The 18,811-nt window shown below is 72.7% G+C and carries 19 protein-coding genes; 8 read left to right on the forward strand and 11 right to left on the reverse strand.

The window, feature by feature from the left end; all coding sequences use genetic code 11:
* Positions 1 to 332: 332 nt before the first annotated feature.
* Positions 333 to 1,187, reverse strand: a complete 855-nt coding sequence (locus D1369_RS24375) for a helix-turn-helix transcriptional regulator (protein ID WP_007382540.1) — start codon at positions 1,185 to 1,187, stop codon at positions 333 to 335.
* A gap of 150 nt (positions 1,188 to 1,337) precedes the next feature.
* Here D1369_RS24375 and D1369_RS24380 point away from each other — a divergent pair, with 150 nt between their 5' ends.
* Positions 1,338 to 2,102: an SDR family oxidoreductase gene (locus D1369_RS24380; protein ID WP_007382539.1), complete on the forward strand. Its 765-nt coding sequence runs from the start codon at positions 1,338 to 1,340 to the stop codon at positions 2,100 to 2,102.
* 8 nt (positions 2,103 to 2,110) lie between these two features.
* Here D1369_RS24380 and D1369_RS24385 read toward each other — a convergent pair whose 3' ends face one another.
* The 5 genes from D1369_RS24385 to D1369_RS24405 all read right to left on the reverse strand — a co-directional run bounded on the left by D1369_RS24385 (position 2,111) and on the right by D1369_RS24405 (position 5,914).
* Positions 2,111 to 2,554, reverse strand: coding sequence for a hypothetical protein (locus tag D1369_RS24385; RefSeq protein ID WP_007382538.1), 444 nt, complete (start codon positions 2,552 to 2,554; stop codon positions 2,111 to 2,113).
* A 76-nt stretch (positions 2,555 to 2,630) separates the two neighbouring features.
* Complete coding sequence (locus D1369_RS24390) at positions 2,631 to 3,566, reverse strand: ABC transporter substrate-binding protein (RefSeq protein WP_007382537.1); 936 nt, start codon at positions 3,564 to 3,566, stop codon at positions 2,631 to 2,633.
* Between the two features lie 11 nt (positions 3,567 to 3,577).
* Positions 3,578 to 4,240, reverse strand: coding sequence for an ABC transporter permease (locus tag D1369_RS24395; protein WP_007382536.1), 663 nt, complete (start codon positions 4,238 to 4,240; stop codon positions 3,578 to 3,580).
* Between the two features lies 1 nt (position 4,241).
* Positions 4,242 to 4,883: an ABC transporter permease gene (locus D1369_RS24400; protein ID WP_007382535.1), complete on the reverse strand. Its 642-nt coding sequence runs from the start codon at positions 4,881 to 4,883 to the stop codon at positions 4,242 to 4,244.
* The gene (locus D1369_RS24405; RefSeq protein ID WP_037900355.1) at positions 4,880 to 5,914 is read right to left on the reverse strand and encodes an ABC transporter ATP-binding protein; all 1,035 of its coding nucleotides are present in this window, start codon (positions 5,912 to 5,914) and stop codon (positions 4,880 to 4,882) included. Before D1369_RS24405 ends, D1369_RS24400 begins: the two co-directional genes overlap by 4 nt.
* 141 nt (positions 5,915 to 6,055) lie before the next feature.
* On the opposite strand from D1369_RS24405, the gene D1369_RS24410 reads away from it, so the two are divergent.
* The 3 genes from D1369_RS24410 to D1369_RS24420 all read left to right on the forward strand — a co-directional run bounded on the left by D1369_RS24410 (position 6,056) and on the right by D1369_RS24420 (position 9,119).
* On the forward strand, positions 6,056 to 7,573 hold the full coding sequence (locus tag D1369_RS24410; protein WP_007382533.1) for an aromatic amino acid ammonia-lyase: 1,518 nt from the start codon (positions 6,056 to 6,058) through the stop codon (positions 7,571 to 7,573).
* Between the two features lie 17 nt (positions 7,574 to 7,590).
* A complete protein-coding gene (locus tag D1369_RS24415; RefSeq protein WP_037903384.1) occupies positions 7,591 to 8,442 on the forward strand; it encodes a MurR/RpiR family transcriptional regulator in 852 nt (283 codons plus the stop codon).
* Positions 8,443 to 8,525: 83 nt separating this feature from the next.
* Entirely contained in the window at positions 8,526 to 9,119 is a 594-nt protein-coding gene (locus D1369_RS24420) for a hypothetical protein (RefSeq protein WP_007382531.1), read from the forward strand.
* Between the two features lie 22 nt (positions 9,120 to 9,141).
* Here D1369_RS24420 and D1369_RS24425 read toward each other — a convergent pair whose 3' ends face one another.
* The 5 genes from D1369_RS24425 to D1369_RS24445 all read right to left on the reverse strand — a co-directional run bounded on the left by D1369_RS24425 (position 9,142) and on the right by D1369_RS24445 (position 13,056).
* The gene (locus D1369_RS24425) at positions 9,142 to 9,516 is read right to left on the reverse strand and encodes a hypothetical protein (RefSeq protein ID WP_007382530.1); all 375 of its coding nucleotides are present in this window, start codon (positions 9,514 to 9,516) and stop codon (positions 9,142 to 9,144) included.
* Positions 9,517 to 9,536: 20 nt separating this feature from the next.
* Entirely contained in the window at positions 9,537 to 10,058 is a 522-nt protein-coding gene (locus tag D1369_RS24430) for a roadblock/LC7 domain-containing protein (protein ID WP_007382529.1), read from the reverse strand.
* 34 nt (positions 10,059 to 10,092) lie between these two features.
* Positions 10,093 to 11,040: a hypothetical protein gene (locus tag D1369_RS24435; protein WP_037900349.1), complete on the reverse strand. Its 948-nt coding sequence runs from the start codon at positions 11,038 to 11,040 to the stop codon at positions 10,093 to 10,095.
* The gene (locus D1369_RS24440) at positions 11,037 to 11,453 is read right to left on the reverse strand and encodes a hypothetical protein (protein ID WP_007382527.1); all 417 of its coding nucleotides are present in this window, start codon (positions 11,451 to 11,453) and stop codon (positions 11,037 to 11,039) included. The genes D1369_RS24435 and D1369_RS24440 overlap by 4 nt, the downstream gene beginning before the upstream one ends.
* A gap of 169 nt (positions 11,454 to 11,622) precedes the next feature.
* Complete coding sequence (locus tag D1369_RS24445; protein WP_037900346.1) at positions 11,623 to 13,056, reverse strand: diaminopimelate decarboxylase; 1,434 nt, start codon at positions 13,054 to 13,056, stop codon at positions 11,623 to 11,625.
* Between the two features lie 189 nt (positions 13,057 to 13,245).
* On the opposite strand from D1369_RS24445, the gene hutU reads away from it, so the two are divergent.
* The 4 genes from hutU to hutI are packed head-to-tail and all read left to right on the forward strand — an operon-like array spanning position 13,246 to position 18,810.
* A complete protein-coding gene (gene hutU, locus D1369_RS24450; protein ID WP_007382525.1) occupies positions 13,246 to 14,910 on the forward strand; it encodes a urocanate hydratase in 1,665 nt (554 codons plus the stop codon).
* A gap of 56 nt (positions 14,911 to 14,966) precedes the next feature.
* On the forward strand, positions 14,967 to 16,169 hold the full coding sequence (locus tag D1369_RS24455) for an allantoate amidohydrolase (RefSeq protein WP_106433595.1): 1,203 nt from the start codon (positions 14,967 to 14,969) through the stop codon (positions 16,167 to 16,169).
* Complete coding sequence (locus tag D1369_RS24460; protein ID WP_007382523.1) at positions 16,166 to 17,527, forward strand: formimidoylglutamate deiminase; 1,362 nt, start codon at positions 16,166 to 16,168, stop codon at positions 17,525 to 17,527. Before D1369_RS24455 ends, D1369_RS24460 begins: the two co-directional genes overlap by 4 nt.
* Entirely contained in the window at positions 17,524 to 18,810 is a 1,287-nt protein-coding gene (gene hutI, locus D1369_RS24465; protein WP_007382522.1) for an imidazolonepropionase, read from the forward strand. The genes D1369_RS24460 and hutI overlap by 4 nt, the downstream gene beginning before the upstream one ends.
* Position 18,811 lies beyond the last annotated feature (1 nt).

The following is an 18,811-nucleotide window of genomic DNA, read 5'->3' on the forward strand; positions in this document are numbered from 1 at the left end:
CCCCGGGTGCCGGAGGCGGTTTTGCGGTTTCCTACCGAAAGGATGGACTTCGTGGAACTGGTACGAGCGCGTCACGTCCTCGCAGCACACGCTTAACACGGGTCCGGCACATTGGTGGATGTCGGCAGGGCGGGAGCGGCTCCCCGCCCCAGCCGGCACCAAAACGTCCTAGGACCTCCGGAGCGGCTCCCGGACCTCCATGGACGCCGGACGTGAGACCTGGCCTGACCCGGTCGACGTCCCTCGCGGGGACCGCCGTCGTCCCGCCCCCCGTCAACGGGGGTGCGGCGGTCCCCGCGATATTTTTTGCGGGCGGCCTCAGCGAACGGTGCTCAGCGGGCGGGGCTCGATGCCCAGCTGCCCAGCAGTGCCAGCCGCTCCGCCGTCTCCGACCCCGGTTCCGGGGTGTAGACGAGCAGGCTCTGGTCGCCGTCTCCCGGGACGGCGAGGGTCTCGTAGGGGAAGACCAGCAGTCCCGCCACCGGATGCCGGACGCGCTTCACGCCGTAGGCGCACTCCTTGACCTGGTGGTCGGCCCACAGGCGGCGGAAGTCCTCGCTCTTGAGGGAGAGTTCGCCGACCAGCGAGGTCAGTTCGCGGTCGTCCTGGTGGTGGCCGGCCAGAACCCGCAGATGGGCCACGCACTGGGCGGCCACCGCCTGCCACTCCGGGTAGAGGTCGCGTGCGGCGGGGTCGAGGAAGACCTGCCGCGGGATGCTGCGCGTCCTGGCCGTCGTACCGCTGTAACCGAACACCGCGTCCGCCAGGGCGTTCCAGGCCAGGACGGTCATCCGGCGGTCGAGGACGAAGGCCGGGGTGCGGTCCATGCTGTCGAGCAGGAGCTGGACGCCCTCGCGGACGCGGGGGCTGGTGGGGCGTGCGGCCTGTCTGCGGGGGCGGGCCACCGCGTGCAGGTAGTCGCGTTCGGTCTCGTCCAGGCGCAGGACGCGCGCGACGGCGTCCAGGACGGCGTCCGAGACTCCCCCCGACTTCGTCCGGGAGGGGCCCCCAGGCCCTCGGCCCTGCTCCAGCCGGATGTAGTAGTCGACGCTCACACCGGCCAGCTGCGCCACTTCCTCCCGGCGCAGCCCGGGCACGCGGCGCCGCCCGTGCGAGGGCAGCCCCACCTCCTCGGGCTGGATGCGGGCGCGGCGTGAGCGCAAGAAGTCTCCGAGGTCCCCGTCCATGGGTTCGATCGTAGGGGAGGCGCGGGTCTCGAACCTGGTACTGGCAGACCCAGGAAAAGCGCATCCCTGGGTAGGGCGGCCCGGGCGCCGCAGGGTGGTGGACGAGGCCGGGGAGTCGCCCCGGCGGACATCGCACCGAGGAGCACCTCCATGTCGTACGAGAATCTGGCCGGACGTACCGCCGTCGTCACCGGGGCGGCGAGCGGCATCGGCGAGGCCACGGCCGTGCTGCTGGCCGAGCAGGGGGCGCGGGTCGCGCTGCTCGCCCGGCGCGGCGAGCAGCTGGAGGCGATCGCCGGGAAGATCCGGGCCGACGGCGGACAGGCCCTGGCCGTGGTCGCCGACGTCACCGACGACGCGTCCGTGGCGGCCGCCGTGGAGCGTGTGCACACGGCGTACGGGACCGTCGACCTGGTGGTCAACAACGCGGGGGTGATGCTGCCCAACCCGATCACCGACGCCCGGGTCGACGAGTGGCAGCGGATGATCGACACCAATGTCACCGGTGTCCTGCGGATCATCGGCGCGTTCGCCGGCGACCTGAACGAGGCCGCCGCGCAGGGGCGCAGCGCGGACCTGGTGAACGTCTCGTCCATCGGCGCCCACGTCACGGGCTTCACGAACTACGCCGTGTACGGGGCGACGAAGGCCGCGGTCACGCATCTCTCGGCGCTGCTGAGGAGCGAGTTCGGGCCGCGGGGCGTGCGGGTCACCAACATCGAGCCGGGGCTGACGGAGAGCGAGCTGGCCACGCACATCGACAACGACGGGCTGCGGGAGCAGATCGGTGGGATGGTCGAGGCGATGGGCACGCTGGCGGCCGCGGAACTCGCCGACGTCGTCGCCTATGTCACCAGCCGGCCCCGGCACGTCAACCTGCGCCAGGTCGTGGTGCTGCCGACCGCGCAGGTGTGAGCGCCGGGTCAGCCCTCCCAGTCGCTGCTCGGGGCGGACGGCTTGCCGCGCCGGCCGCCCCGGAAGAGGTCAGGGTTGACGCGGAGCGCCTGGAAGGCGTTGACGCCGACGATGCCGACCCAGGAGACCAGCAGGCCGGGCAGGTGGGCGACGCCGCCGCCGATCGCGGAGAGCGGGATCGCCAGCACCAGGGAGACGATGCCGAAGCCGAAGCGCTCGCCGAAGGAGTCGGTGGGCCTGGGCGAGCGGGCTCCCCGGGCGGTCACCATCTGCTGCTCGGCGAGCTGCCGGCGCAGCCGGCGGTCCACGGCGCCGTCGATCCGCTGGTCGACCTTCTCCAGGAACGAGTCGACCAGCGCGGACTCGTACTCCTCGCCCAGTTCCCTGCGGGCCTGCAGGGTGGCGTTGAGTTCCTTCTTGAGTTCGGGGTCCCGCGCATCCATTCCGGTCATGGGGTCCACGGTAGGCAGCGGGACCACCTGCTGCACTGGGGTTAGCCCCCCTGTTGCGGCGGGGGTCCTTCCCAGATCAGCCCGTGGTCAGCCCGTGCTGCTTCGCATACGCGTTCGCCACGTCCTCCGGGTCCTTCTTGTCGTTGTCGACCTGGCTGTTGAGCTGGGTGAGCTGCTCGGTGGTGAGGACGTTCCCGAGGCGGGCGAGGGCCTTGCGGACGGTGTCGTCGGCCTTGCGGTCGGCGATGAGGGGGACGATGTGCTGGCTGGGGATGAGGTTCTTCGGGTCGGTCAGCACCACCCAGTCGTGGGCCGCGATGTCGGTGTCGGTGGTGAAGAGGTTCGCCACGTCCACGTCCCCCTTCTTCAGGGCGCCCTTGACGAGCGGACCGTCCGAGTCGAGGGACTTGAACTCCTTGAACTCGACGCCGTACACCTCCTTGAGGCCGACCGCGCCCACCCGGCGCTTCTTGACCTCGGGCGCGGCACCGATGACCAGCCTGCCGTTCTGCTTGGCGAGGTCGGCGAGGGTGGCGAGGCCGAACTTCCTGGCGGTCGCCCGGGTGACGACGAAGCAGTCGGAGTCGGCCGCCTGGCCGTACGGGAGGACCTGGAGGCCGGCGGGCATCGCCAGGGTGAGGGCGTTCTGCATGGTGCCCGGCTCGGCGGAGGCGTCCTTGGGGGCCAGGTAGTTGAGGAGGGCGCCCTGGTACTCGGGCAGCAGGTCGATGTCGCCCGCCTTGAGGGCGGGGATCACGATCTCGCGGGTGCCGAGGTTGGGGCGGACCTTCACCTTCACGCCGGCCTGCTGGAGCACGGCCGCGTACAGGTAGCCGAGGACCTGGTTCTCGGTGAAGTTGGCGGTGCCGATGGTGACTCCGCCCTTGCTGGAGCCGCTGCCGCCGGAGGTGGTGCCGCCGCGGTCGAGGGAGGTGATGCCGCTGGAGCAGGCGGCGAGGGCGGGGACGGAGGCCGCCGCGAAGAGGCCGCCGAGGAGGGTGCGTCGGTTCATCGGAGGGGTCCTTACGCGGTGCGGTGACGGAAGAGGAAGCGCTGGAGGCCGGAGAGCAGCAGGTCGAGGGCGACGGCGATGACGGCGACCAGCACCGCCCCGCCGAGCACCTGCACGAGGTCGCGCTGGGCGAGGCCGTCGAAGACGTAGCGGCCCAGGCCGCCGAAGGAGACGTACGCCGCGATGGTCGCGGTGGCGACGACCTGGATGAGTGCCAGGCGCAGGCCGGTCATGATCAGGGGGAGGGCGAGGGGCAGTTCGACCTGGAACAGGACCTGGTGGCCGCGCATGCCCTGGCCGCGGGCGGCGTCCTTGACGTCCGGGTCGACGGCGGTCATGCCGGCGTAGGTGTTGGTGACGATGGCCGGGACCGCGAGGGCGACCAGGGCGACGTAGACCGGGAGCATGGACAGGCCGCCGGCCAGGAAGACCAGTACGACCAGGCCGACGGTGGGCAGGGCGCGGCCGAAGGACGCGAGGTTGATCGCGAGGAAGGCGCCCTTGCCGGTGTGGCCGATCAGCAGGCCGAGGGGGAGGCCGATCGCGGCCGCGACGAGGGTCGCGAGGAGCGAGTACTGCAGGTGCTCGGCGAGTCGGTGGGCGATGCCGTCGGTGCCGGTCCACTGGGAGCCGCTGGTCAGCCAGGTGCCGAGGTTCTTGATGAGTTCGTACATGTCAGGCTCGCCTCCGCCGCCACGGGGTCAGGACGTACTGGAGGGCCACCAGCAGGGCGTCCGCGACCACGGCGAGCAGGAGCGTGAGGACCACGCCCGCGATCACCGGGGTCGGGAAGTCGCGCTGGAAGCCGTCGGTGAAGAGCTGGCCGAGGCCGCCGTCGCCGATGTAGGTGGCGACCGACACGAGGGAGATCGACATGACGGTCGCGATCCGCACGCCCGCCATGATCACGGGCAGGGCGAGGGGGAGTTCGACGGTGAGGAGGGTGCGCAGCGGGCGGGTGCCCATCGCCTTCGCGGCCTCCTTCGTCTTCGCGGGGACCGAGTCGAGGCCTTCGACGGTGTTCCGCAGCAGGACGACCAGGGTGTAGACGGTCAGGCCGATCACGGTCGTGGTGCGGGTCAGGCCGCTGACCGGCAGCAGGAGCACGAAGATCGCGATCGAGGGGATCGTGAACAGGACGTTCGAGAGGCCGAGCAGGAAGCCGCGCAGGGGGCGGATCCGGTGCGCGACCACGGCCAGGGGGAGGCTGATCAGCAGGCCGAAGAAGACCGCTGAGAGCGCTGCCTGGAGGTGCGAGACCGTCAGGGTGGTCAGGTCGTCGGTGTGGCCGGATATCCACGACCAGTCGATGGTCATGCGGCCACCCGGGCTTCCGTGTGGGCCTGGCCGGCGTGCCGGTGGATGTCGTCGCGGGAGGTGACCCCGGTGAGGACGCCGTCGGCGTCGACGCGGGCGACCAGGCCGGTGGGGGAGGCGACGGACTCGTCGAGGGCGGCGAGCAGGGAGTCGCCGTCCTTGAGCGGTCGTACGGGCACTTCGGCGTCGTCGGCCGCCCAGTGCAGGGGCCTGCCCGCCGCGTCGCACACGAGGGACCAGGCGGTCCCTTCCGGTGCCGGGCCCTGCGGGACCGCGGCCAGGGTCTTCAGCGAGAGCAGCTTCAGGCCGCGCTCGGCGCCGAGGAAGTCGGCCACGAAGTCGTCGGCGGGGCGGGCGAGGAGCTCGGCGGGCGGGGCGCACTGGACGAGGTGGCCGCCGGTGCGGAAGATCGCGATGCGGTCGCCGAGACGGACGGCCTCGTCGACGTCGTGCGTGACGAAGACGATGGTCTTGTTCAACTCCTTCTGGAGTCTGAGCAGTTCGTCCTGGAGCTGGGTGCGTACGACCGGGTCGACCGCGCCGAAGGGTTCGTCCATGAGCAGGACCGGCGGGTCGGCGGCGAGTGCGCGGGCGACGCCGACGCGCTGTTGCTGGCCGCCGGAGAGCTGGTGCGGGTACCGCTTGCCGGACTCGGGGGTGAGGCCGACGGTCTCCAGCAGTTCCGCCGCCCGGGCCCGGGCCTTCTTGCGGCCGTGGCCGAGCAGGAGCGGGACGGTGGCGATGTTGTCCAGCACCGTGCGGTGCGGGAAGAGGCCGGACTGCTGGATGACGTAGCCGATGGAGCGGCGCAGTTCGGCCGCGTCCTGGCGGGTGACGTCCTTGCCGCCGACCTTGATGGTGCCGGAGGTCGGTTCGACCATCCGGTTGATCATCCTGAGGGTGGTCGTCTTGCCGCAACCGGAGGATCCGACGAGGACGGTCACGCCGCCTTCCGGCATGTCGAGGGTGAGATCGTGCACTGCTGTCGTGCCGTTGGGGAAGCGCTTGTGGACCGCGTCGAACTGGATCATGAGATGTCCCTTGCCCGGCTGTATAACGTCATGCAGAGTTCTTGGTACCTGAATAGGTTGTCAACGGTTCGGTGTTAATCCGAGGTAACGGATGACCGCCAGGCAAGATCAGATGTCCGCATTGAGGGGAGTTTGGACTAGATGTCGTCTCGGATCGTGGACACTTCTGATCCCGTCACCGTGGGCCACACCGGCCTGGTGGTCCTCGACGGGATCGGACTCGGCGTCCCGGACGTCGTCCGCCTCGCCGACGGGAGCGCGCGACCGGTGCCCGGGACCGACGCGATGAAGCGGGTCACGGAGTCCTGGGACGCCGCCCGCCAGATCGCCGCGACCGGACGCGTCTACGGCCGCTCGACCGGCGTCGGCGCCAACCGGAACGAGGACGTGCCCACCGAGGCGGCCGCCGAACACGGGCTGCGGCTGCTGCGCAGCCACGCCGGTGCCATCGGCGAGGAACTGCCCGCCCGGCAGGTCCGCGCGATGCTCGCGGTCCGGGCCAACCAGCTCCTGGCGGGCGGCGCGGGACTGCGGCCGACCGTCGTCACGGCCCTGTGCGAGGCCCTGGAGAACGGCGCGTACCCGGCCGTCAACGAGTTCGGCTCGGTGGGCACCGGCGACATCGCGGCGCTGGCCCAGGTGGGGCTGGCGCTGGCGGGGGAGCACCCCTGGAGGGAGGCCGGCGCCCCCGAGCCCCAGCCCCTCGACAACAACGACGCCCTCGCCTTCATCAGCAGCAACGCCCTCACCCTCGGCCAGGCCGCCCTCGCGCTGCACGAGTTGCGCGGACTCGTCGAGGCCACGCAGGTCGTCGGGGCGCTGTCACTGCTGGCCGTGGACGGGTCGCACGAGGCGTACGCCGCCCCGGTGCACGCGGCCCGCCCGCACCGCGGGTCCGCCGAAGTGGCCCGGCGGATGCGGAAGCTGATCGGGGCCGAGGACCGGCCCACCCCACCGCTCGGCCGCATCCAGGACCCGTACGGCTTCCGGTGTCTCCCGCAGATCCACGGGCCCGCCCAGGACGCGGCCGACGCCCTGGAGGAGGTCATCGCGATCGAGATCAACGCGGCCGCGGAGAACCCCCTCATCTCCCCCGAGGACATGGCCGCCTACCACCACGGAGGCTTCTACCAGGCCCAACTCGCCCTGGCCCTGGACCACTTCAGGCTTGCCCTCACCCAGGTCGCCCGGCTGTCCACGTCCCGGCTCTCCACCCTCAACGAGCCCGTCTTCACCCGCCTCAGGCCCTTCCTCGCCGACCAGGAGCCCGCCTCCTCCGGCGTGATGATCCTGGAGTACGCCGCCGGAGCCGCCCTCGGCGACCTGCGGGCCTTCTCGGCGCCCGCCTCGCTCGGCCACGCTGTACTCTCCCGAGGCGTCGAGGAACAGGCCAGCTTCGCCTCGCTCGCCGCACGCCAGACACTGCGCGCGTGCGGCGCGTACCGTCTCGTCGTCGGCTGCGAACTCGTCGCCGCCGTACGGGCGCTGCGCCAGCGCGGCCTCAGGCCCGACCCGGACCTGCCGGTGGGCCGGGCGCTGGAGCTCGCCGAGGCGGTGCTGGCGCAGGACACGGCCGACCGGCCGCTCACGGGCGACGTGACGGCGGCGGCCGCACTGCTCGACCGGTTCACGGACATCTGGAGGGGGATCGAGGCATGAGCGACATGGGCGGGGCGATGGGCGGGGCGGGTGTGGCGGACACTCCCGCGGGACGGCTTCAGGCACTGTTCGAAGGGCACCGGCTCACACCGACCCAGCGGCGCATCGCGCACAGCATGGTGCGGCGGGCCGCAGACGTGCCGTTCCTGTCCAGCGTGGAGCTGGCCGAACTGGCCGGGGTCAGCCAGCCCTCCGTCACCCGCTTCGCCGTCGCCCTCGGCTTCGACGGCTACCCCGCCCTGCGCCGGCACCTGCGCGAGGTCGCGCCCGCCGAGCAGAGCGCGGCCTCCGCGTCGTACAACGAGTACCAGCAGGCCGTCGAGGCCGAGATCGAGAACCTCAGGCACCTGGCGGAGGTCCTCGCCGACCCGCGTCCGGTGCAGAAGGCCGGGCGGCTGCTCGCCGCCTCACGGCCCCTGCCGGTGCTCGGGCTGCGGGCCGCCGCCTCCCAGGCGTACGGCTTCGCCTACTTCGCCGCCAAAGTCCACCCGGACGTACGGCTGCTCCACGAGGGCGGCACGATGATCCACGACCGGATCGACGCCGCCGTCCGCGCGGGCGCCTCGACCCTGCTGTGCTTCGCGCTGCCCCGGCATCCGCGCGAGGTCGTCGACACCCTCGCCTACGCCAAGGAGGCGGGCCTGAGCGTCGTCACCGTCGCCGACTCCGCCTTCGCGCCGGTCGCCAAGGTCTCCGACCTGCTGCTGCCCGCCGCCGTCGGCACCGGCCTCGCCTTCGACACCGCGTGTGCGCCGATGCTGCTGGGCCGGGTGCTTCTTGAGGCGATGTGCGACGACCTGCCGGACGCGCAGGCCCGACTGGAGGAGTTCGACGCGCGGGCCGCTTCCCGCGGACTCTTCGTCGAGTAGGGCGCTTTTTCACACTCGTCTCACGTTCGCCCGCTACCCTCCCCGACCGGCAGGACTGTGCCAGGACGACGAGGAGGCGGGACGTGGCACGCGGAGATCGCAGGGCTCAGGGGCTGGCTCGGGTGGCCGTCGTCGTGCGCGCCGGAGCCGCACCCCTGTGGTGGCTCGGAGTGTGCGCGGCGGGCGTCGGGCTGCTGATCCCGGGCCTGACCGGGCGCCGGATCGGGGTGATGGCGGGCGCCGCGCTGTTCATCGTGGCGGTGGCCGTGGTGTCGTACGGCCGCCGCAAGCGGTACACGACGCTGGGGCGGGCGGCCGCCCGCGCGGGGAAGCACGACGTGCTCCAGGACCGCGCGGTCAGTGTGCGCAACTGGCGCCGCGGGCACCGCTGGTGGCTGCTGCTGGCCTGGCTGACCGCGCTGGCGAGTTCGTTCGCGGTGCCGGTCGCGGGCGGCATGCTGCTCGCCGGGTGCGGTGCGGGCCTCTGGCTCAAGGCCGCCTGGCTCGGGCGGCGCGAGCGGGCCGAGGACGCGCTGCTGTGGGTGCGGGTCGACTGGCTCGACGCGAGCGGCGGACGCCCGGCCGGCAAGGTGGTCAGGGCGTACCGCAGCACGGGTATCGCGGCGGGCGACGCGGCCCCGGGAGGAGCGCGCCGCCGCACCGCGGCACTCGTCTAGTTCCGGTTCCGGTGCTCCCGGGTCATACCTCCAGCTCGGCCTCGATCGCCCGCAGCTGGTGGCGGGCCATCGCGAGGTTGGACCGCTTGGCGTCCAGGACCAGGTAGAGGAAGAGGCCGTTGCCACCGCGTCCGCTGATCAGGCGGATCAGGTGGTACTGGTCGGACAGGGTGATCAGGATGTCCTCGATCTGGGCTTTGAGGCCGAGGTGCTCCATCGTGCGCATCTTCGCGCGGACCACGTCGGTGTTGCCGGCGGCGGCCACGTTCAGGTCGAAGGCCTTGCTGCCGCCCAGGGTGCCGAGCGCCATGCCGCTGGTGTAGTCGACGAGCGCGACGCCGGTCGCGCCCTCGATGGAGGCAAGGGCCTCCTTCAGCGCGGTTTCGGTGTTGGCCATGACTGTGTCTCCTCGGTTGTCTAACTTTCGGTGGTGGTGCGGGCCGCCGTCGGTGCGGTGGCCGCGGCGCGGGCGTCCACGGGCTTGGCCCGGGACGTGCGGGCCGCTCTGGCACGTGCCGGAGCGGGCTTCGCGGGCGCCTTCGTGATGGCTTCGGTGGGCTCGGCGGCCGCGCTGTCGACGAGCTCCGCGATCCGGGCTCCCGCCCGACGGCCCTCCAGATGGAGGCGGCCGACGTTGACCCGGTCCTGCGCGAGCAGCGTGACGACGGCCCCGGCGCCCGCCGCGTACGTGGCGACGTAGCCGTACACGCCCCGTACGAGCAGTTCGCGCAGGTCCCCCTGGCCGGTCACGTCGGCCAGCTGGGCGGCGAGCGCCCGGGTGGTCCCGGTGAGCGCGGCCACCGCCTCCGGGGCGACGCCCGGGGTGTCCTGGGCCAGGACGAGACCGTCGGCGTCGGCCGCGAGGGCGCCGGTGAGCTGCGGCACCCGGGCTCTGAGCCGGCGCAGCTCCTCCAGGATCGCGTCCTGAGCTGCTGCCATCAGGTCTCTCCTCTCGGCACGGATCCGCTGTCGCTCAAAGGGCCTCCAGCGCATCCCTGAGCCTCTTCAGCAAGGTGATGTGGGGATCCATGGGCTCGACGGGTCCGACGGGGACGCCGTCGCCCGGCGGTCCGGGCCGGGGCTCGGTGAAGGACACCGGCGGGCGGGGCGAGACCACTCCGGCCGCCACCAGCCGCCGTATGTCCACCAGGGTGTGGAAGGCCGGGCGGCCCAGCTCACGCGCGATCTCCGACGCCGTGCGGATGCCGTCGACACGGGCCAGCACCGCCAGCCGCCGGGCCGGGAGCGCCGGGGACGCGGGGCGGTGCTCCCGGGCCAGCGGTACCTCGTCCGGCAGCGCGTCCGGCCAGATGCGATGCAGCAGGTCGCGGCGGCGCAGGGTCTCGCGCTCCAGGTCGGCTACCGGCACCGGCTGCGGGATGCCGGGGGTGCGGTCGGGTTCCCGGGGCGCGTCGGCGGGCGCTTCCTGTCCGTCCTCGGTGCCGTAGCGGAAGCGGCCCGGGGTGCTGCTCGGGGCGAGGGCGAAGTACGCCGCGTCGTACAGCGCGGTCAGCCGGCACAGCTCCAGGGCACCCGGGGTGAGCAGTCCGCCCGCGACCAGCCGGCGGCCCGCCCGGTGCACGACCTCGGCGCCGGTGAGACGACGGACCCCGGTGCCGGCACCGCCGGTGCTCGCGATGCTCTCGGCCAGGGCCTGCCGCCAGAGGCCGGCGTCCAGCGTGCCGTGGGCGGCGAGGAGGACGTCGGCGCCGGGGGCGGCCGGGCTCTCGGCGTGCACCACCTTGCCGTCGGCCAGGTGCAGGGTGCCGCGCTCGCGCACCAGGACGCCGGTGGCGCGCTCGGCGGCCAGCCGGGTCAGCATCGGGGAGACACCGCCCCAGCCGCGGTCCAGGGCGCCCGCCTTGTCGCGCACCGGCAACCGGGGTGGCGGGGTGGTGGGCATGGCGGGAAGCGTCGTCATCCGAGCTCCAGCCGTCCGGCCATCTCACCGAGCCGGATCCGGGCCAGCGCGAGGTTGCCCTCCGCGCGGGCCAGCCACAGGTGCAGGAACACACTGCTGTCGAAGGACGTCGGCACGAACCGCAGGACGTGGTAGCTGTCCCGGTTGCTGAGGATGAGGTCCTCGACCGGCGGGTCCGGCTCCTCCCCGGCGGCGCCCGGCTCGGCGGCCTGGGAACTCCCGGAGGCGAAGGCGCGCTGCTCGGCGGCGAGCCGGGCGAGCTCGGCGGCCTCCGCGGCGGCCGCCTCCTGGTCGCCGCCGGGGGACTCCCCGACGGCGCCCAGGGCCAGCCCGCTCGTCCAGTCGACCAGCGCGGCCCCCCGCGCACCCGGCAGCCGCATGGCTTCCAGCAGGCACTCGTCGATTCCCTGCACCGTGGCTCCCCTCCCACCTGGGGTTCGGCTGAGTGACGCCGAAACTACGCAACGTATGCACGAGGAGTGAGGGATCCGGCATTTTCCGGTGGAACATGCTCGGAGTGGCTAGAGTGGGTCAACTTGCCTGGTTCGGGGGCCTATTGATCGGCTGACCGGTCGGTGTGCGTCAACCGCTCCCGGATGCGTGCAGGGTGGTGAGCGCACCGGCGTGCGCCCCTCCGGACTCGGCCACGATCGAGGCGAGCGTCTGGGGATCCCGCACGGTCGCGAAGCGGACCCCTCCCGCGCGGTCGGGGGCGGAGTGGTCGGGGGCGAAGCCGTAAACGCCCGGCCGGGCCAGCGAGTTGTACGCGTAGTGGTGCGCGAAGTAGTACGCGCCCGTGTCCAGCGCCGCCACGTAGTCCCCTTGGTCGAGCAGCGGGAGCGCGCGCCCCTCGGCCAGCAGGTCGCCCGCGAAACAGGCGGGCCCCGCCACGTCCTGCACCACCTCGGGCCCGCTCCTGGGCCGTCCCTTGGCGTCGTACGCCGCGATCCTCAGCGGCCACGACCCCGGCACGTACACCGTCCGCGTCGCCACCTGCACGCCCGCGTGTGTCACCGCGATCGGGCGCCCGCCCGCGCTCTTGGCGTACTCCACCCGCGCCACGATCGTGCCGTGCTTGGCCAGCAGCGACCGCCCGAACTCGGTGACCAGCCCGTACCGCCCGTCGAACAGCCCCGGCACCGCCTCCCTGAGCGCCCGCGCGTACTCGGCGTACGTCGGTGTCGTCACGTCGGAGGCGAAGTTCACCGGCAGCCCGCCGCCGATGTCGATCGTGTCGATCTGCGGCCGCCCGATCCGCCGGTTGATCTCCTCGGCGAGCGCGTACGTCTCCGCGACCCCCTGGGTCATCAGGGACAGCGGGATGCCCTGCGAGCCGGTGTGCGCGTGCAGCCGGGAGAGCCAGGGCCGGTCGAGGTAGGCGCGCACGACCCACTCGCGCGCCCCTTCGTCGCGCAGCGCCACCCCGAACTTCGAGGTCGCGGTGGCCGTGGAGGTCGCCCCGATGGAGCCGCCGCCGACCTGCGGGTTGACCCGGATGCCGAGCGGGGAGCGGCTGACCGCCATGGGGGCCCCTCCCATGCCTTTCGGGCTATGGGGGAGCATGAGGCCGTCGATGCGGTCCAGCTCCTGCGGGTTGTCCGCGTTGACGGCGATCCCCAGCGCCAGCGCCTCCCTGAGCTCGGAGGGCGTCTTGGCGGGCGAGTCCAGGACGGTCCGGTCCGGTGAGAGCCCCGCCGCCCGCGCGAGCGCCAGTTCGCCCGGGCTCGCCACCTCCGCGCCGATGCCCTCCTCGCGCAGCAGCCGCAGTACCGGCACCAGCGGGCTCGCCTTCACCGCGAACGCGTGCAGCACCGGCGTGCCCGGCGCGGTGACCCCGTCGAAGGCGGCGCGGAGTTCGGCCGCGGACTCCCGGATGCCGGTGACGTCGAGGAGTCCGACGACGGGGGTGTCCGGCCCCAGCAGGCCCTGCTCCACGGCCGCCCGCACCGCCTCGTCCCGGCGGGCGGCCCGCCCCTCGCCGGTGCTGCCGTACTCGTCCATCACGTCCCCGTCCATCACGTCCCCGTCCTGCTCGTCACCCGTGCCTCGGATGTCCAGCCAGCATCCCTGTCCGGAAACATTCCTCTCCTACCGAGGCTGACGCGAGAACGTATTGACTAGTTCTATTCAGGAAGTCAGGATGTGAATATCGACAGCAACAACCGGCACGCGGCCATCCGCAGCACAGTCCCCAGGAGGCAGACCATGTCAGGACCCCGCCCCGTCCGAGCGCCGCGCGGCACGGAACTGACCGCCCTGGGATGGCAGCAGGAAGCCGCCCTGCGGATGCTGCAGAACAACCTGGACCCCGAGGTCGCCGAACACCCCGACCAGCTCGTCGTCTACGGCGGCACCGGCAAGGCCGCCCGTGACTGGCGCTCCTTCGACGCCATGGTCCGCACCCTGCGCACCCTCAAGCAGGACGAGACCATGCTGGTCCAGTCCGGCCGTCCGGTCGGTGTCATGCAGACCCACGAGTGGGCCCCGCGCGTCCTGATCGCCAACTCCAACCTCGTCGGCGACTGGGCCAACTGGGAGGAGTTCCGCCGCCTGGAGGCCCTCGGCCTGACCATGTACGGCCAGATGACCGCCGGCTCCTGGATCTACATCGGCACCCAGGGCATCCTCCAGGGCACCTACGAGACCTTCTCCGCGGTCGCCGCCAAGAAGTTCGGCGGCACCCTGGCCGGGACGATCACCCTCACCGCCGGCCTCGGCGGCATGGGCGGCGCCCAGCCCCTCGCGGTCACCATGAACGACGGTGTCGCCATCTGCATCGACTGCGACCCGCGTGCCATCGAGCGGCGCATCGAGCACCGCTACCTGGACGTGAAGGCCGACAGCCTGGAGCACGCCCTCCAGCTCGCAGTCGAGGCCCGTGACGCCCGCCGCCCGCTCTCCATCGGCCTGCTGGGCAACGCCGCCGAGCTGCTCCCGCGCATGCTCGCCGAAGGCGCGCCCATCGACATCGTCACCGACCAGACCTCGGCCCACGACCCGCTGGCCTACCTGCCGACGGGCATCGCCTTCGAGGACATGGCCGACGCCGCCGCCAAGGACCCGGCGGGCTTCACCACCCGGGCCCGCGAGTCGATGGCCCGCCACGTCGAGGCCATGGTCGGCTTCATGGACGCCGGCGCCGAGGTCTTCGACTACGGCAACTCGATCCGGGGCGAGGCCCAGCTCGCCGGGTACGAGCGGGCGTTCGCCTTCCCCGGGTTCGTCCCCGCCTACATCCGGCCGCTGTTCTGCGAGGGCAAGGGCCCCTTCCGCTGGGCCGCGCTGTCGGGTGAGGCCTCCGACATCGCCAAGACCGACAAGGCGATCCTGGAGCTCTTCCCGGAGAACGAGTCCCTCGCGCGCTGGATCAAGATGGCCGGCGAGCGCGTCCACTTCCAGGGCCTGCCCGCCCGGATCTGCTGGCTCGGCTACGGCGAGCGCGACAAGGCCGGTGAGCGCTTCAACGACATGGTGGCGAGCGGAGAGCTGGCGGCACCGCTGGCGATCGGGCGGGACCACCTGGACGCCGGGTCCGTCGCCTCCCCCTACCGGGAGACCGAGGCCATGCTCGACGGGTCCGACGCGATCGCCGACTGGCCGCTGCTGAACGCCATGGTCAACGTGGCCTCGGGTGCGTCCTGGGTGTCCCTGCACCACGGCGGCGGCGTCGGCATGGGCCGGTCCATCCACGCCGGTCAGGTCACGGTGGCCGACGGCACGAAGCTGGGCGGCGAGAAGGTCCGGCGGGTACTGACGAACGACCCGGGCATGGGTGTCATCCGGCACGTGGACGCCGGGTACGACATCGCGGAGTCCGTCGCCGACGAGCGGGGCGTGCGGGTCCCGATGCGCGAGGGTGAGGACGCGTGACGGTGGGCACCGACTCCGGAACGGCTCAGCACCCCCGTACCTCCTCGTTCCAGGAGATGTGGCGCGAGCTGCTCCCCGTCGGCCGGCACCCCGGCTCGCGCGGCTATCGCCGGTTCGCCTGGACCGGGGCCGACGGCGAGTGCCGGGCCTGGTTCAGGGAGCAGGCCGAAGCCCGCGGACTGACCTACGAGGTCGACCGGAACGGCAACCAGTGGGCCTGGCTCGGGGACCCCGCGCAGGGGGACGCCGTCGTCACCGGGTCGCACCTCGACTCCGTACCCGACGGAGGCGCCTTCGACGGGCCCCTCGGAGTGGTGTCCTCCTTCGCCGCGCTCGACGAACTCCGGGCACGGCGGGCCGAGTTCACCAAGCCGCTCGCCCTCGTCAACTTCGGTGACGAGGAGGGGGCCCGGTTCGGGCTCGCCTGTGTCGGATCGCGGCTCACCGCCGGACAGCTCACCGCCGAGCAGGCACACCTGCTGACCGACGGGGAGGGGGTCACGCTCCCGCGCGCCATGGAGGCCGCCGGATACGACCCCGACGGCATCGGCGGCGACCCGGAGCGGCTCGCCCGCATCGGCGCCTTCGTCGAGCTGCACGTCGAGCAGGGCAGGGCGCTGGACCTCTCCGGCGACCGGGTCGGCATCGCCAGTGCCATCTGGCCGCACGGGCGCTGGCGGTTCGACTTCCGGGGCGAGGCCAACCATGCCGGCACCACCCGCCTCGTGGACCGGCGCGACCCCATGCTGTCGTACGCCGAGACCGTGCTCGCGGCCCGCCGGGAGGCCGAACTCGCCGGTGCCGTCGCTACCTTCGGCAAGATCGCCGTCGAGCCGAACGGCGTCAACGCCATCCCGTCCCTGGTGCGCGGCTGGCTCGACTCCCGCGCCGCCGACCAGGAGAGCCTCGACCAGGTGGTCGGCGGGATCGAGAAGGCGGCCCGGGAGTACGCCGACGCCCACGGCATCGCCCTCGACATCGTCCGGGAGTCCTTCACCCCCGTCGTCGAGTTCGACCACGCCCTGCGCGACGAACTCGCCCGCATCCTGGGCACCGGCACCGATCTCAAGGTGCCGGTCCTGGGAACCGGAGCGGGACACGACGCCGGGATCCTCTCCGGGCACATCCCGACCGCCATGCTGTTCGTGCGCAACCCCACCGGCGTCTCGCACTCCCCGGCGGAGTTCGCCGCCGAGGACGACTGCGTGGCCGGAGTCCTCGCGCTCGCCGACGTACTGGAAGGGCTGGCCTGCAGGTGACAGCGAAGACGTACTGGCTGGAGCACGCCTGGCTCGACACCCACGTCGAGCCGGGCGTGGCGCTGACGGTGTCGACCAGCGGCTCCGCCGCGGGGGCGGACGGCCGCGTCACCGCCGTCCGCACCGGCACCGAGGTCCCGCCCCCCGGCGCCGAGATCCTGCGCGGACTGACCCTCCCCGGGCTGGCGAACACCCACTCGCACGCCTTCCACCGGGCCCTGCGCGGCACCGTCCAGGTCGGCTCCGGGACCTTCTGGACCTGGCGCGAGGTCATGTACGCCACCGCCGACCGGCTCTCCCCGGACACCTACCGCGACCTCGCCCGTGCCGTGTACGCGGAGATGGCGCTGGCGGGGGTGACGGCCGTCGGAGAGTTCCACTACCTGCACCACGCCCCCGGCGGCACGCCCTACGCCGACCCCAACGCCATGGGCGAGGCGCTGATCGAGGCCGCCGCCGACGCCGGGGTCCGCATCACCCTCCTCGACACGGCCTATCTCTCCTCCGGCTTCGGACAGCGGCCCGACCATCACCAGCTGCGGTTCTCCGACGGCAGCGCCCAGGCCTGGGCCGAACGCTGTTCAGTTCTCAAGGACCGGGATCACGCGAGGATCGGTGCCGCCATCCACTCCGTACGGGCCGTGCCCGCCGGGCAGTTGGCGACCGTGGCCCGCTGGGCCGAGGAGCGGCGGGCCCCGCTCCACGTCCACCTGTCCGAGCAGACCGCCGAGAACGACGCGTGCCGTGCCGCCCACGGGTGCACGCCGACCGAACTGCTCGCCGAGCACGGCGTCCTCGGGCCGCGCACCACCGGCGTCCACAACACCCACCTCACCGACGAGGACATCGCCCTGATCGGCGGCAGCGGCACCGGCACCTGCATGTGCCCGACGACCGAACGGGACCTCGCCGACGGCATCGGACCGGCCGTGGCCCTCCAGAAGGCGGGGTCACCGCTCTCCCTCGGCTCCGACAGCCACGCCGTGATCGACCTGCTCGAAGAGGCACGCGCGATGGAGCTCAACGAGCGCCTGCGCACCCGCACCCGAGGTCACTGGACGGCCGCGGCCCTGCTGAGGGCGGCCTCCGCCGACGGCCACGCGGCCCTCGGCTGGGACGGCGCGGGCACCCTGGAGCCCGGCGCGCTCGCCGACTTCACCACCATCGCGCTCGACTCGGTCAGGACGGCAGGGCCGCCTCCGCGACTCGGGGCCGAGACGGCCGTATTCGCCGCGTCGGCAGCAGACGTGTCGCACACGGTCGTGGGAGGTCGGCACGTCGTGCGCGACGGGGTCCACACGCTGGTGCCGGATGTGCCGAAAGCCCTCGCGGACGCCGTCGCCGCGCTGCACGGATGACTCCGGGCCGCCCGCCGCCGCCCGCCCCCGAACCCGCCCCCACCGCCGACCAGGCCACCGAGGACGCCATGAGCAACGCGACGAACGTCAGCCCCGCCCACTCCGCGAGCACCGCCAGCACGCTCATCACCAACATCGCAGCCCTGGTCACCAACGACCCCTCCTCCGGTGACGGATCCCCCCTCGGACTGGTCCAGGACGCGGCGATCGCCATCGAGGGCAACCGCGTCGTGTGGACCGGTGATCAAAGCAAAGCACCCGCCACTGACAACCGGGTCGACGCGGGCGGCAGGGCGGTCCTACCGGGCTTCGTCGACTCCCACAGCCACCTCGTCTTCGCGGGCGACCGCACCCAGGAGTTCAACGCCCGCATGTCGGGGCGGGCCTACAGCGCGGGCGGCATCCGCACGACGGTCGCCGCCACGCGGGCGGCGAGCGACGAGGACCTCGAACGCAACCTCACCCGCTACCTCGCCGAGGCCCTCCGCCAGGGCACGACGACCTTCGAGACCAAGTCCGGCTACGGGCTTACCGTCGAGGACGAGGCGAGGGCCCTGCGCATCGCCGCCGCCCACACCGACGAGGTCACCTACCTCGGCGCCCACATCGTGTCGCCGGACCACGCCGACGACCCGGCGGGCTACGTCTCCCTCGTCACCGGCGAGATGCTCGACGCCTGCGCCCCGTACGCCCGTTGGATCGACGTCTTCTGCGAGAAGGGCGCCTTCGACGGCGACCAGGCCCGCGCGATCCTCACGGCAGGCAAGGCCAGGGGCCTGCACCCCCGCATCCACGCCAACCAGCTCTCCTACGGCCCCGGCGTGCAGCTCGCCGTGGAACTCGACGCGGCCAGCGCCGACCACTGCACCCACCTCACCTCCGAGGACGTGGACGCCCTGGCGAACAGCCGTACGGTCGCCACGCTGCTGCCCGGCGCCGAGTTCTCCACCCGCGCCGAGTGGCCGGACGCCCGCCGCCTCCTGGACGCCGGCGTCACCGTCGCCCTGTCCACGGACTGCAATCCGGGCTCCTCCTTCACCTCCTCCGTCCCCTTCTGCGTCGCCCTCGCGGTACGCGACATGGGGATGACCCCGGACGAGGCCGTCTGGTCGGCCACGGCGGGCGGGGCGGCCGCCCTCCGCCGCGAGGACATCGGCCGGCTGACTCCGGGCGCCTACGCCGACCTGATCCTCCTGGACGCCCCGAGCCATGTGCACCTGGCGTACCGGCCGGGGGTGCCGCTGGTCAGCGGGGTGTGGCGGCGCGGGATGCGCGTGGTCTGAG

The sequence above is a fragment of the Streptomyces sp. CC0208 genome, from assembly GCF_003443735.1.
GTDB lineage: Bacteria > Actinomycetota > Actinomycetes > Streptomycetales > Streptomycetaceae > Streptomyces > Streptomyces sviceus.